General features: G+C 70.7%; 11 protein-coding genes and 1 pseudogene. 8 read left to right on the plus strand and 4 right to left on the minus strand.

All coding sequences use genetic code 11. The features are described 5' to 3' along the window. The 8 genes and pseudogenes from FHS39_RS00540 to FHS39_RS00575 form a co-directional block, all read left to right on the plus strand. A pseudogene (locus FHS39_RS00540) lies at positions 1 to 857 on the plus strand (histidine kinase); the annotation flags it as partial. Positions 858 to 866: 9 nt separating this feature from the next. Next, positions 867 to 1,280, plus strand: coding sequence for a roadblock/LC7 domain-containing protein (locus FHS39_RS00545; protein ID WP_184346598.1), 414 nt, complete (start codon positions 867 to 869; stop codon positions 1,278 to 1,280). Positions 1,281 to 1,384: 104 nt separating this feature from the next. Further along, positions 1,385 to 1,792 carry a DUF742 domain-containing protein gene (locus FHS39_RS00550; RefSeq protein WP_184345755.1) on the plus strand — a complete coding sequence of 136 codons (408 nt, stop codon included), beginning with the start codon at positions 1,385 to 1,387 and terminating at the stop codon, positions 1,790 to 1,792. Next, entirely contained in the window at positions 1,773 to 2,357 is a 585-nt protein-coding gene (locus tag FHS39_RS00555; RefSeq protein WP_184345756.1) for an ATP/GTP-binding protein, read from the plus strand. Before FHS39_RS00550 ends, FHS39_RS00555 begins: the two co-directional genes overlap by 20 nt. A 326-nt stretch (positions 2,358 to 2,683) precedes the next feature. Then, complete coding sequence (locus FHS39_RS00560) at positions 2,684 to 5,815, plus strand: sensor histidine kinase (protein WP_425507721.1); 3,132 nt, start codon at positions 2,684 to 2,686, stop codon at positions 5,813 to 5,815. 10 nt (positions 5,816 to 5,825) lie between these two features. Further along, the gene (locus FHS39_RS00565; RefSeq protein WP_078848005.1) at positions 5,826 to 6,239 is read left to right on the plus strand and encodes a roadblock/LC7 domain-containing protein; all 414 of its coding nucleotides are present in this window, start codon (positions 5,826 to 5,828) and stop codon (positions 6,237 to 6,239) included. A gap of 84 nt (positions 6,240 to 6,323) precedes the next feature. Beyond that, the gene (locus FHS39_RS00570; RefSeq protein WP_078848004.1) at positions 6,324 to 6,848 is read left to right on the plus strand and encodes a DUF742 domain-containing protein; all 525 of its coding nucleotides are present in this window, start codon (positions 6,324 to 6,326) and stop codon (positions 6,846 to 6,848) included. After that, positions 6,829 to 7,410 carry an ATP/GTP-binding protein gene (locus tag FHS39_RS00575; protein ID WP_184345758.1) on the plus strand — a complete coding sequence of 194 codons (582 nt, stop codon included), beginning with the start codon at positions 6,829 to 6,831 and terminating at the stop codon, positions 7,408 to 7,410. The genes FHS39_RS00570 and FHS39_RS00575 overlap by 20 nt, the downstream gene beginning before the upstream one ends. A 110-nt stretch (positions 7,411 to 7,520) precedes the next feature. Here the strand turns inward: FHS39_RS00575 and FHS39_RS00580 are convergent, their stop codons facing one another. The 4 genes from FHS39_RS00580 to FHS39_RS00595 all read right to left on the minus strand — a co-directional run bounded on the left by FHS39_RS00580 (position 7,521) and on the right by FHS39_RS00595 (position 13,497). Beyond that, complete coding sequence (locus tag FHS39_RS00580; protein ID WP_184345759.1) at positions 7,521 to 7,718, minus strand: acyl-CoA carboxylase subunit epsilon; 198 nt, start codon at positions 7,716 to 7,718, stop codon at positions 7,521 to 7,523. Positions 7,719 to 7,731: 13 nt separating this feature from the next. Continuing rightward, on the minus strand, positions 7,732 to 9,315 hold the full coding sequence (locus FHS39_RS00585; RefSeq protein WP_184345760.1) for an acyl-CoA carboxylase subunit beta: 1,584 nt from the start codon (positions 9,313 to 9,315) through the stop codon (positions 7,732 to 7,734). Positions 9,316 to 9,534: 219 nt separating this feature from the next. Further along, positions 9,535 to 11,904, minus strand: coding sequence for a polysaccharide lyase family 8 super-sandwich domain-containing protein (locus tag FHS39_RS00590; RefSeq protein WP_184345761.1), 2,370 nt, complete (start codon positions 11,902 to 11,904; stop codon positions 9,535 to 9,537). Positions 11,905 to 11,994: 90 nt separating this feature from the next. Beyond that, positions 11,995 to 13,497 (minus strand): FAD-dependent monooxygenase, encoded by a 1,503-nt coding sequence (locus tag FHS39_RS00595; protein ID WP_184345762.1) that lies wholly within the window; start codon positions 13,495 to 13,497, stop codon positions 11,995 to 11,997. Positions 13,498 to 13,567: the final 70 nt, after the last annotated feature.

Below are 13,567 nucleotides of genomic sequence, written 5' to 3' on the forward strand. Positions count from 1 at the left end.
CGCGCCCCGACGAGCTCGGCAGCACCACCGGCCAGTTCGCCCAGCCCACGGGCCCCGGCGACACCGGCCAGTTCCCGCAGCTGCCCGCAGCCGGCAACACGGGCCAGTTCGCCCGTCCCGCCGACCGGCAGAGCACCGGCCAGTTCGCGCGCCCCGACGAGCTCGGCAGCACCACCGGCCAGTTCGCCCAGCCCACGGGCCCCGGCGACACCGGCCAGTTCCCGCAGCTGCCCGCAGCCGGCGAGTCGCAGTCCGGTACGACGGGCCGGTTCGCGCAGCCCGCGACCGCGCCCGGCGACACGCAGTCCTCGACCACGGGGCAGTTCGCCCAGCCCGGCGAGACCCCGCTGACCGAGAGCACGTCGCAGACGGACCTGCTCGGTGACGGCCGGACGCCGCTCTTCGAGGAGCTGGAGTCCAACTGGTTCCGCGGCACCGCCGAGGGCCAGGCCGCCGTGCCCGAGCAGCCCGCCGACAGCGACCGGTCGCTGCCGCGCCGCGGTGGGAACGCCCAGAACGCCCAGAACGCCCCGGCCGCCGCGGGCGGTTCGCAGGAGAACTGGGCCGCCTCCCCCAACGACGAGCGCTGGCGCCGGGCCGAGCAGGTCCGCGAGCCCGCGGCGGGCGGCACCACCTCGTCCGGGCTGCCGCGGCGCGTGCCGCGAGCCAACCTCGTCGACGGCACCGCCCAGCAGCAGCAGTCCCTTCCGACCGGTCCGGCGGTCTCGCGTGCGCCCGACGACGTACGCGGCCGACTGACCAATCTCCGCCGGGGTATCCAGCAGGGACGTCAGGCCGGAAACAGCTCGGCCACCGGCAGTCACCACGTCGACCCCACTTATCAGCAGGAGCGTTAGTTGAGTCCGATGAGCCAGGCGGCGCAGAATCTGAACTGGTTGATCACCAACTTCGTGGACAACACCCCGGGGGTGTCCCACACGGTGGTGGTCTCCGCCGACGGACTGCTGCTGGCCATGAGCGAAGGCTTCCCGCGGGACCGCGCCGACCAACTGGCCGCGGTCGCCTCGGGGCTGACCTCCCTGACCGCGGGTGCCTCCCGGATCTTCGAAGGCGGTCACGTCAACCAGACCGTCGTGGAGATGGAGCGCGGCTTCCTCTTCATCATGTCCGTCTCCGACGGATCGTCCCTGGCCGTCCTGGCGCACCCGGAGTGCGACATCGGCCTCGTGGGCTACGAAATGGCCCTGCTGGTCGACCGCGCGGGCAATGTCCTGACGCCCGAGCTCCGGTCCGAGCTCCAGGGCAGCCTGCTGAACTGACCCCACGTACACCGCATGTCCCGTCCGACCGTAGGCCGAAAACCCACCACCGGCCCCCCGCTCGACGGCATCATTGCCATCCTGCTGTCCCGCCCGGAGGATTCATGACCCCGCCCGCCTCGCCCGGCCCGTACGGCGCTTCGCATCATCACGCGTCGTACGGGAGTGAAGGCGACCAGCCGCTGGTCCGCCCCTACGCCATGACGGGCGGCCGGACCCGGCCGCGCTACCAGCTCGCCATCGAGGCACTGGTCAGCTCCACGGCCGACCCGGCTCACCTCGGCAACCTGCTCCCCGAGCACCAGCGGATCTGCCTCCTGTGCCGTGAGGTCAAGTCGGTCGCGGAGGTCTCCGCGCTGCTGAACATGCCGCTCGGTGTGGCCCGGATCCTGGTCGCCGACCTGGCCGAGGCCGGCATGGTGGCGATCCACCAGCCGGGCGGCGGCGAGTCCGGCGGTACGCCGGATGTGACACTGCTCGAAAGGGTGCTCAGTGGACTTCGGAAGCTCTAACACAGGCGCCGTCGGCCGCTCCACCACCTCCGCGAAGATCGTGGTGGCGGGCGGCTTCGGCGTCGGCAAGACGACGTTCGTCGGCGCGGTCTCGGAGATCAGCCCGCTGCGGACCGAAGCCGTGATGACCTCCGCCTCGGCGGGCATCGACGACCTGAGCCACGTCCAGGACAAGACCACGACCACCGTGGCGATGGATTTCGGCCGCATCACCCTCGATGACGACCTGATCCTGTACCTGTTCGGCACGCCCGGACAGGACCGCTTCTGGTTCATGTGGGACGACCTGGTGCGCGGTGCCATCGGCGCCGTCGTGCTCGTCGACACCCGCCGCCTCGCCGACTGCTTCCCCGCCGTCGACTACTTCGAGAACAGCGGCCTGCCCTTCGTCATCGCCCTCAACGGCTTCGACGGACACCAGCCGTACGCCCCCGAAGAGGTCCGCGAGGCCCTCCAGATCGGCCCCGACACACCGATCATCGTCACCGATGCCCGCCACCGGAACGAGGCCAAGAGCGCCCTCATCACCCTGGTGGAACACGCCCTGATGGCGCGGCTGAAATAACGTGGTACACACCCCGGATGTGACGGGGCGTGAGTTGTGGCATTGACCACGGACCACTTCGGTATTCATAACGTTTCGACAGAGAATTGGCCGGACGCGACCACAGGGCGCGTCCGGCCAACTTCGCTGTGCACACACTTCCTCGGCCATTTGGCGTGGCTCGGCCTTAATGCCCGTTTTATGTCAGGCAAATCGCGCCCTTCACGGGCTCTGTCCGTTGTTTGGAATGCACCTGCCCGACGTGCTGGAATTCCCGGACTGAGCAGTCACGGCTCAGCAGATAAACGGCACAGCACAGGTGCCGACGCCGAGAGGTTGTTGGTCGAGTGAGGCGAAGAAAGACGGGCGCCGCGCAGCAGACGCGAGACGCGCGGGGTAACTTCACCCCGCCCTCGCGTTCCGCGGTGCCACCGTCCGATATGCCCGAGTCCCCCGCGCCCGCCGAGGGTCGTGGCGGGAGATTCTCGCCCCGCAACTGGCGCGTGCCCGTCCGGCTGAACGCGATCCTGCTCATCCCGGTGATCATCGCCCTGGTCTTCGGCGGACTGGACGTCAACAAGTCCGTCGACACCTGGACCGAGGCGAAGGACGCCGCGAACACCGCACGTGTGGTGCGGGCCGCGGCCACCTACGCCCACGCCGTCATCGACGAGCGCGACATCAGCGCCAAGCCGATGCTCGAAGGCAACCGGGACGACCCGGCGATCGCCAAGGCCCGGGAGACCACGGACAGTGCTCGCGCGGCGTTCGACAAGAGCGTCAAGAGCATGCCGAACACCCCGAGCCTCCAGCGCCGGCTGAAGCTGGTGCGCGATGCCGAGCCGACGCTTCCCAAGCTGCGCCAGGCCGCCTACACGCCTGCCCTGGAAGGGGCGAAGACGGAGGACGGCTACGGCGCCATCCAGCGTCCCCTCATGGCGTTCACCAACGAGCTGGGCCTGGGCACCGGCAACGTCACCTCGTACGGCCGCATGGTCTACGCGGTGTCGCTGGCGAAGGCCGCCGAGTCGCTGCAGCGCTCGATCGGCGTGCACCTGCTGCTCAAGCCCGGCACGGCCAAGGAGCACGAGACGCTGCTGACGGCGTTCTCCTCCTACAACTTCCTCGAGTACATCGCCCGCGGCGAGTACGAGGCCGGTGGCACCGAAGAGGACATCAAGCGCCTCAACGACGCCCTGGGCCACGACGGACAGGTGGACGAGCAGAACAAGATGGCCCTGGTCATCATGTCCGGCGCCACCAACACGCAGCTCAAGGCCAAGGGCATCACCGCCGACAGCTGGCTCGCCGCCTCCACGGCGAAGTTCGGTGCGTACCGCTCCGTCGAGGAGCAGCTGGCGGACAAGGCCGTGAACGAGGCGGAGAACATCTCCTCCTCCGCCCAGCAGGACGCCATCGTCAACTCCTCGATCATGGTGTTCGCCCTGCTGGTGGCCTTCCTCGTGGCCGGCAGGATGGCCCGCTCCATGAGCAACAACATGCTGCGGCTGCGCGCCGCCGCCTTCGACGTGGCCGAGCAGCGCCTGCCCGCGCTGGTCGACCAGCTCTCGCGGACCAACCCCGGCCGGGTCGACACCCGCACCGAGCCGATCCCGATCACCACCAAGGACGAGATCGGGCAGGTGGCCCGCGCCTTCGACCAGGTGCACCGGGAGGCCGTGCGGCTCGCCGCCGAGCAGGCGCTGCTGCGAGGCAACGTCAACGCGATCTTCACCAACCTGTCGCACCGCAACCAGACTCTGATCGAGGGCCAGCTGACCCTCATCACCGAGCTGGAGAACAACGAGGCGGACCCGGACCAGCTGGAGAGCCTCTTCCGGCTCGACCACCTGGCCACCCGTATGCGGCGCAACGGCGAGAACCTGCTGATTCTCGCCGGCGAGGAGCCCGGCCGCCGCTGGGACCAGCCGATCCCGCTGGTCGACGTGTTGCGCGCCGCCTCCTCCGAGGTGGAGGCCTACGAGCGCATCGAGCTCAGCGGCGTCCCGGAGGCCGAGATCCACGGCCTCGCCGTGACCGACCTCGTGCACCTGCTCGCCGAGCTGCTGGAGAACGCCACCACGTTCTCCTCCCCGCACACCAAGGTCCGCGTGACCGCGACCCGGCTGCCCGACGGCCGCGTCATGGTCGAGATCCACGACAAGGGCATCGGCCTGACCGCCGAGGACTTCGCGGACATCAACCACAAGCTGGCCAACCCGCCGACCGTGGACGCCGCGATCTCCCAGCGCATGGGTCTGTTCGTGGTCGGCCGCCTGGCGACCCGGCACGGCATCCGCGTCCAGTTGCGCCCCTCGGGCGAGCAGGCGGGCACCACCTCCCTGGTGATGCTGCCGGACGCGATCACCCACGGTGGTGGTGGCGAGGACAGCGCCCCGGACGACTTCACGGTCTCCCGGATGGTCCCCGAGCAGCAGTCGGCCCCGCAGGCCGGTCAGCGCACCGCGGCGGAGCTGGGCTTCGACGACTCCCGCTACGAGGCGGGCGAGAACGACCGGCAGAGCGCCCCCGGCGCGATGGACCCGGTCGGCCGCTCGCTGCAGCGCGAGGAGCGCCGTGCGTCGCTCGGCTCCCAGGGCCCCGAGGGCCAGCGCCCGCTGTTCCGCGACGAGGTGCCCCAGCAGCAGTACGAGCAGCCGCAGGCCCCGCCCCCGTACCAGCAGCCGCAGGCCGAGGCCCCCGCGCCGCAGGCCCAGCAGCCGCAGATGCCCCAGCAGGCCCAGGAGCAGTACGGCGAGCAGCAGTACAACGCCCAGCAGTACCAGGAGACCGCCTACGCGGAATCCGGCTACGCCGAGCAGCCGGCGGACTCCTCGCAGACCTACGGCGACTACAACGCCCCCGCGTACCAAGGGGAGTGGGCCGAGCAGGGTACGTACCAGCACGGGTACGGCCAGGACTACGCAGCGGAGCCGGAATCCCAGCCGTCCGCTGACACGGCCCAGCCGGAGCGCGTAGAGTTCGACCGTCCGGGCCCCGCCTCGAGCGGCTCCCCCTCGCTGACCGGGTCCGGTCTGCCGCGCCGCGACAAGCGGTGGCAGCAAACCGAGACGGGCGAGGAGGCCACGAGGGACGGCGCAGAACCGGAGCGGTCCCGGCAGGAGGTCCCGCAGCCTCAGGAGAGCGACAACTCCGAGTGGCGGTCGGCCAACGACGAACGCTGGCACCGCGCCGAGCGGCTCAAGGACCCGAAGGCCGGCGGAGTGACCTCCTCCGGACTCCCCCGCCGCATACCCAAGGCCAACCTGGTCGAGGGCAAGGCGGCCCAGACCGCGCAGAGCGGCCCCCAGGTATCCCGCGCACCGGAGGATGTCCGCGGCAGGTTGGCGAACCTGCGCCGCGGCATCCAGCAGGGGCGCAACGCGGGGACCGAGCCCACCTCGGCCTCCGCCCACGACCAGCATGAGCAACACGACCAGGGCTACGGCCCCGGCGGCACCTACGATCAGGAGCGTTAGTGTGAGCCCGATGAGCCAGGCGGCGCAGAACCTGAACTGGTTGATCACCAGTTTCGTGGACAACACCCCAGGGGTGTCCCACACCGTCGTGGTCTCCGCCGACGGACTCCTTCTGGCGATGTCCGAAGGGTTTCCGCGGGACCGCGCCGACCAGCTGGCGGCAGTCGCCTCCGGGCTGACCTCGCTGACCGCGGGTGCCTCCCGGATCTTCGAGGGCGGCGCCGTCAACCAGACCGTGGTGGAGATGGAGCGCGGCTTCCTCTTCATCATGTCCGTCTCCGACGGATCCTCGCTGGCCGTGCTGGCGCACCCGGAGTGCGACATCGGCCTCGTGGGCTACGAGATGGCCCTCCTGGTGGACCGGGCGGGCAATGTGCTGACGCCCGAGCTCCGGTCCGAACTGCAGGGGAGCCTTCTCAACTAGCAAAGAGGCAGTGCGTTTCGCGCCACCGCGCCATAAGGTGCGGTGGCGCGACCAGCAGCAGACAGGCAAGTTGGAGGAGGAAACGTGGCAACGCCCCCAGGCGGTTACCCGTATGGCAATGACCAGCAGGCTCAACCCCCGTTGAACCGCTTCAACTTCCCCTCCTCACCAAGCCACCAGGCCATGCCGGAGCAGCAGCGCCCTCCGCACGTGCCGTCCCAGCCTCAGCAGCACCGGCGCGCACCGTCGTCCCCCGCGGGCGGCAAGCACAACCCGCTGGTCCGTCCTTATGCGATGACCGGCGGCCGGACTCGGCCGCGTTACCAGCTCGCCATCGAGGCGCTGGTGCACACCACGGCCCAGACGTCCCAGCTCCAAGGGCAGTTGCCGGAACACCAGCGCATCTGCTTCCTGTGCCGTGAGATCAAATCGGTCGCCGAGATCTCGGCACTTCTGTCCATCCCGCTCGGCGTCGCCCGAATCCTCGTCGCCGACCTGGCGGAGGCCGGACTCGTCGCCATTCATCAGCCCGGCGGCGACGCGTCCGCCGGCGGCCAGCCTGACGTGACACTGCTCGAAAGGGTGCTCAGTGGACTTCGGAACCTCTAGCGGCGAGCCAGCCCGCTCCACCACCTCCGCAAAGATCGTGGTGGCGGGTGGCTTCGGCGTGGGCAAGACCACGTTCGTCGGCGCGGTCTCGGAGATCAACCCGCTGCGCACCGAAGCCGTCATGACCTCCGCCTCGGCGGGCATCGACGACCTCACCCACGCGCCGGACAAGACCACGACGACCGTGGCCATGGACTTCGGCCGTATCACCTTGGACCAGGACCTGATCCTGTACCTGTTCGGCACGCCCGGACAGGACCGCTTCTGGTTCATGTGGGACGACCTGGTGCGCGGTGCCATCGGCGCCGTCGTGCTCGTCGACACCCGCCGCCTCGCCGACTGCTTCCCCGCCGTCGACTACTTCGAGAACAGCGGCCTGCCCTTCGTCATCGCCCTCAACGGCTTCGACGGACACCAGCCGTACGCCCCCGAAGAGGTCCGCGAGGCCCTCCAGATCGGCCCCGACGCGCCGATCATCACCACCGACGCCCGGCATCGCAACGAGGCCAAGAGCGCCCTCATCACGCTCGTCGAGCATGCCCTCATGGCGCGGCTCCGCTAGCACGGATGCGACAAGGTCCCCGCACTCCTCGGGAGTGCGGGGACCTTGTCGTTTTGCTCGGCTTCGTTTCGCTCGGCGTGCGGGGCGTGAGCCCTGCCGAGGAGGGGTTGTCAGCCCTGCCAGCTGTGCGGCGCCCGGAAGCCGGGCGTGCGCTCCAGGCGGCGCCAGCCGGCCGCGGTGCGGCGGGGGCGGGCGGGGGTGGCGTCCGGGTTGCCGGCGGCGGCGCGGGCGAGGAGGACGGCGGTCACGGCGGCCAGTTCCTCGGCGTCCGCGGTGCCCTTCTCGACGCGTACGAGCGTGTCACTCATGGGGTCGTCTCCGTTACTGGGGCGGGTTGCCGTGCTTGCGGGAGGGCAGGTCGGCGTGCTTGTTGGCGAGCATGGCCAGCGAGCGGATGAGGACCGACCGGGTCTCGACGGGATCGATGACGTCGTCCACGAGGCCGCGCTCGGCCGCGTAGTACGGGTGCATCAGCTCGGCCTTGTACTCCTTGACCATGCGGGCCCGCATCGCCTCGGGGTCGTCGGCCTCCGCGATCTGCTTGCGGAAGATCACGTTGGCCGCGCCTTCCGCGCCCATGACCGCGATCTCGTTGGTCGGCCAGGCGAACGTCAGGTCCGCGCCGATCGACTGGGAGTCCATCACGATGTACGCACCGCCGTAGGCCTTGCGCAGGATCACCGAGATCCGCGGCACGGTGGCGTTGCAGTACGCGTACAGCAGCTTGGCGCCGTGCCGGATGATCCCACCGTGCTCCTGGTCGACGCCGGGCAGGAACCCGGGTACGTCCAGAAGAGTGACGATCGGGATGTTGAAGGCGTCGCACATCTGGATGAACCGCGCCGCCTTCTCCGACGCCTCGATGTCCAGGACACCGGCGAGGGACTGCGGCTGGTTGGCGATGATGCCCACGACCTGGCCGTCCAGCCGGGTCAGGGCGCAGATGATGTTGGTGGCCCAGCGCTCGTGGACCTCGAGGTACTCGCCGTCGTCGACGAGCTCCTCGATGACCTTGCGCATGTCGTAGGGGCGGTTGCCGTCGGCGGGCACCAGGTCGAGCAGCGCCTCGCCGCTGCGGTCGGCCGGGTCCTCGCTGGCGACGCGCGGCGGGTTCTCGCGGTTGTTCTGCGGCAGCAGCGACAGCAGGTAGCGCACCTCTTCGAGGCACGTCTCCTCGTCGTCGTAGGCGAAGTGGGCGACGCCGGAGGTCTCGGCGTGCACGTCGGCGCCGCCGAGCCCGTTCTGGGTGATCTCCTCACCCGTCACGGCACGGACCACGTCGGGGCCGGTGATGAACATCTGCGAGGTCTCGCGGACCATGAACACGAAGTCGGTCAGCGCCGGGGAGTAGGCCGCACCGCCGGCACACGGGCCGAGCATCACGCTGATCTGCGGGATGACGCCGGAGGCCTTGGTGTTGCGCTGGAAGATGCCGCCGTAACCGGCGAGCGCCGAGACGCCCTCCTGGATACGGGCGCCCGCGCCGTCGTTCAGGGAGACCAGGGGGGCACCGGCCGCGATGGCCATGTCCATGATCTTGTGGATCTTGGTGGCGTGGGCCTCGCCCAGCGCGCCGCCGAAGATCCGGAAGTCGTGCGCGTAGACGAACACGGTCCGCCCGTGCACGGTTCCCCAACCGGTGATCACACCGTCGGTGTAGGGCCGCTTCGCCTCCAGGCCGAACCCCGAAGCGCGGTGCCGGCGCAGCGGCTCCACCTCGGTGAAAGAGCCCTCGTCCAGCAGCAGATCTATGCGCTCGCGAGCGGTCAGCTTCCCCTTGGCCTTCTGCGCCTGGGTAGCCCGCTCGCTCGGGCCACGCCGAACCTGCTCACGGATCGCGTGCAGCTCGGCGACGCGCCCACGGACGTCACTCGCCTCTACGGGCGCACCTTCGAGATTGCTCATGGATAGACGGTACGCGGCGGGGGCTCCGGAACATCATGTCGGTTCCGTACAACGTACTGCGCGATTTGGTGGGCAGGCAGAACAGAACTGCACAGCGCCCTTATCAGTTGTCGGCGTTCGACCGGCCCTCCCACGCTGTTGGCACTCCACAAATCCCCCTAGGGCCGACCGTGGTATGGGGCGCTTGGCCCCGGTCGGCCGGGGTGGGGCGGGGCGGGCTCAGCCCAGTTCGACGCGGCAACCGTGCGTGATGCAGGATGCGCCGGGCGTGACGAGCAGGCGGATCGTTTCACCCGTGGCCAGGACCCGGACCGTGTCGTCGTGCCAGGTGACGCGGGTGACCGGACGGTGCCAGGTGAGCTCCACGGGGGCGCCGGTGCGCGGGGGCTCGGCGAGGTGGACGGTGGCGGTGCGGCCGCGCTGCCGGACGAGCACGGAGGCGGGTGCGGTGACGGTGAGGGCACCGACCGTGCCCGCGGTCCAGAAGTTGGCGGCGGTCAGGCCGGCGGCCGGCAGGCGCACGGCCTGGCACGCGGAGGTGTTGGCGAGGACGGCGAGCCGGGCGGGCGCCGCGGCCCGGGCGGCGACGGTGTGCGCGTCGGCGCCGGGCATGAGCAGGTAGACGTACGAACCGTCCTCGGGGTCCGTGCCGTGCGGGTGGCTGAGGGTGAGGTAGCGGCGGGTGACGGGGGCGGGCGAGCCGAGCGCGTTGATGTCGCGCCAGGAGCCGGTGCGCCGGGTGCGCAGCGCCTCCAGCGGGGCGCCGCCGGGGAAGACGTATCCGCCGTGTCCTTCGAGGTGCGCCCAGTGGGCGCGCTCGAAGGTCTCCGCCCAGTCGTCGCCGTCGCTGGGCTGGGGTTCGCCGTCGACGGTGAGGCGGGCACTGTCTTCCCCGTTGAGGTTGCGGTTGTCGATGATCGTTTCGACGGTGGTGCCGTCCCGTGCGCTGATGCCCGCGCCCAGGCAGATCACGGCGTCGTCGGCGCAGAACCAGGATTTGCGGGCTTCCAGCGTGGAGCCCAGCCCCTTGAGGTGCTGCCCGACTGCCGCGAACTCGCCGTCGGTGACGCCGCCCACCCACCGGACGGCGGGCTTGGGTGCGCCCCAGCCGCCGCCTTGGTTGTCGGCGAGGGGGAGGGCGGAGACGGTGGTGCCGGGCAGCCGGTAGGGGTCGACGGTGGGCCAGAATCCGTCGCTGTACTGATCGCCGCAGCGGTCGGAGGGCCACCAGGTGAGCATGCCGGCGCCGGCGTGCCAGCCGCGCGGATTCTCGCCGTTGCCGTTCTCGTAGTGGGTGATGCGGTCGGAGGCCATGGCGATGCAGGCCGCCCAGCCGGGGCGGCGGTGCACGGCCCGGTCCATGGCGGGGAAGAGCCGGTGGCCGATGGGCTCGGGGGCGGCGGGGACGGGGCTCGCGTCGACGGCGGCGAGCCGGGCGAGGTCGGCGACGGGGAACTGCGGGTCGGTGAGCAGCGGGCTGGTGGTGTCCCGGGCGGCCCAGCCCTTGACCAGTCCGTGCCAGCGGTCCCGCTCGGCCTGGCTCGCCCCTGCGGCCAGCAGGGCGACCGCGGCGATGACCGCATGTCCGCGCTGGTGGTCGCTCTGGGCGGGGGCGCCGGGCGGGGCATCGGCCTGGACGCCCCGGCTGATGGCGCGCCCGGAGACGCTGTCCATCATCAGGCCGTTGTGGATCAGGGGCGCGAAGGCCTTCTCGACGCTGTCGAGGACGAGCTGCCGCTTGGGGTCGGTCACGTCCCAGGACGAGCCGTGGAGCAGGGTGAAGAGGCGGCCGAGCCCGTCGAGCAGCACACAGCCGTAGGTGCCGGTGTAAGCCACCCAGCTGTGCTGGATGAAGGAGCCGTCGGCGTAGAAGCCGTCGCCTGTGGTGACGTGGGGGAAGACGGGTGAGAGGGCGTCACGGGCCAGGGCGATCTTGGCGGGGGCCGCACCGAGGATGCCGCGCAGGGCGACGACGCGGCATAAGTCGACGCGGTTGGCACCGGTGCTGGTGCCGGTGTAGGAGCCGAGCATCGAGTCGGGCACGAAGTGGTCGACAGCGGCGAGGTATCCGGATCTGCGGGCCTCGCCCGCCTCATCGTGGAGGAGGGCGAGGGTGTCCAGGAGCAGACGGGGGCTGCCGATCTGCCACTCCCACCAGTTGCCGTAGCGCACTGTGCCGGGGTGGTAGACGCGGTCGTGGAGGTGGTCGAGGCCGGTGAGCACGGCTGTGGCGAGCCCGGCGTCACCGGTCAGGCCGGTGCCCGGCTGGGCGTAGGCCTGGGCCATGGCGGCCAGGCGCGCATAGCTCTGGGTGATACCGGCGGGCGGATCGAAGGGGGCGTCGGGCCAGAGGGAGCCGGGGGCCGGGCGCATGCTCGCCCGGTGGGCGCGGGCGAGGTCGGCGGTGTGCCGCAGGGCGGATGCGTAGGGGTCGGCGGCGGGGTCGAAGCCGGTGCCGAGGAGGAGGGTGCGCCAGCGATGGCGCAGGGTGCCGAATTCGTCGTCGTCGGCGACTGCCACGGCCGGGGCGGCAAGTGCGCCCAGGGCAGCGGCGGCAAGGAATGCGCGGCGGGTCCAGTGGGTGGCCACAGCCGTTTCTTCCCCCACCCCGCCCCCTCCCGAACCGGGGATCCGCCCCGGACCCGGGCCGTCGGCCGTCGCCGCCGCCGCCGAAGGGTCCTATCCGGCAAGCGCCTTGAGATAGCTCGCGATCTCCTCCGCCCGGTCCGGCCCCACACTCATCGCCACATGGTTGTCCGGCCTCACCAGCACCAGGCCTTCGCCGCGCAGGCCGTAGGCCTTCCGGGCGTCGTCATCGTCGACGAGAACGGTCCGTATCCCTTCCCCCGCCCCCTCCCCCACCCCGTCCAGTGCCCTCGCCAGTGCCCCCGTGGTGCCGGGGCCGAAGCCGAGCAGCGTGAAGCGCGTCCCCGCGAAGGCCTCGAAGAGGCGCCCCTCCGCGCACTTTCCGTCCGGCGCCCGCTCCCCCGCCAGCGGTCCGGGGCCCGTCAGGGAGCTCCAGGGGTAGCTCACCCCCAGCGTCGTGATGTCATCGGTGACCACCGTCTCCGTCCCGACGCCCGCCTCCTTGATGCCCTCCACCACCGCCCGCAGCCGCTCGTTCGTGAGGTTGAGCGTCCAGGCGGCGACGGGCAGCCGCTCCTCCTCGTAGGTGTCCAGCAACGCGGGCCCCGCCAGCCCGCGGAGGACGAAGGCGAGCTTCCAGCCGAGGTTGAAGGCGTCCTGGATGCCGGTGTTCATGCCGAGGCCGCCGGCTATGGAGTGGACGTGCGCCGCGTCCCCGGCGAGGAAGACCCGGCCGACGCGGAAGCGGTCGGCCATGCGGACGTTGATGCGGTAGACGGAGGTCCACGTGGGATCGGTCAGGCGGATGTCGGGCCGGCGGGCGCAGCGGTCGAAGAGGCGCTGGAAGGTCTCCAGGGAAGGCGGTACGAGCCGCCCCTCGGCGTCGCGCTCGGGCGAGCCCTGCAACTGCCAGTGCGCGGTGCCGGGGAACGGGCAGAGCATGATGGCGGCGTCCTCGTCGAACCACTGGTGCCAGTAGGCGGGGTCGAGGCCGTCGGCCCGGACGTCGCCGATCACCATGCACTCCTCGGCCTCGGTCTCGCCGTCGAAGGCGATGCCCAGGGCCTTGCGCACACGGCTGTGGCCACCGTCGCAGCCGACGAGATAGGCGGCCTCGATGCGCCCGCCGTCGGCGAGGTGCGCCGTCACCCCGCCCCCATCCTGGGTGAACTCGGTCTGGGTGAACTCGGTCAGCTCACGGCCCAGTTCGACCTCGACACCATATTCGGCGAGCCTGCCGCGCAGGATCTCCTCGATGCGCCACTGCGGGATGAGGAGCCCGCTGGCGTAGGGGGTGTCGGGGGTGGGGGCACGGTCGTCGAAGGCGATGGAGTCGGCGATGGCGACGCCGTGGCGGTATTTGCGCAAGGCGATGTGTTCGCTGCCGGATTCGGCGGCCTCGCGCCCCACGCCCAGGTCGTCGAACAGCTCGCGGCTGCGCTGATTGAGGCCCTTGCCCCGGGAACCCCGGTGGAACTCGGGGGACTTGTCGATGATCCGCACGGGCACTCCGGCCCGGGCGAGCGTGCAGGCCAGGGTGAGGCCGGTGGGGCCGGCGCCCGCGATCAGCACGGCGGTGGGGGTGGCGGCGGTCATGCGGATCCCTCCGTTGTCGGTGATCCCATGAAAGACCCCTTCGAAAGAAAATGCAACCGAGTAACAAAAC

The organism is Streptomyces olivoverticillatus (assembly GCF_014203555.1).
In the GTDB taxonomy this organism is placed as follows: Bacteria; Actinomycetota; Actinomycetes; order Streptomycetales; family Streptomycetaceae; genus Streptomyces; species Streptomyces olivoverticillatus.

Excerpts from the sequence above, each read along its gene's own strand:
- FHS39_RS00580 (WP_184345759.1), bottom strand. The coding sequence starts at position 7,718 with ATGAGTGACACGCTCGTACGCGTCGAGAAGGGCACCGCGGACGCCGAG.
- FHS39_RS00565 (WP_078848005.1), top strand. The coding sequence starts at position 5,826 with ATGAGCCAGGCGGCGCAGAACCTGAACTGGTTGATCACCAGTTTCGTG.
- FHS39_RS00585 (WP_184345760.1), bottom strand. The coding sequence starts at position 9,315 with ATGAGCAATCTCGAAGGTGCGCCCGTAGAGGCGAGTGACGTCCGTGGG.
- FHS39_RS00545 (WP_184346598.1), top strand. The coding sequence starts at position 867 with ATGAGCCAGGCGGCGCAGAATCTGAACTGGTTGATCACCAACTTCGTG.
- FHS39_RS00595 (WP_184345762.1), bottom strand. The coding sequence starts at position 13,497 with ATGACCGCCGCCACCCCCACCGCCGTGCTGATCGCGGGCGCCGGCCCC.
- FHS39_RS00550 (WP_184345755.1), top strand. The coding sequence starts at position 1,385 with ATGACCCCGCCCGCCTCGCCCGGCCCGTACGGCGCTTCGCATCATCAC.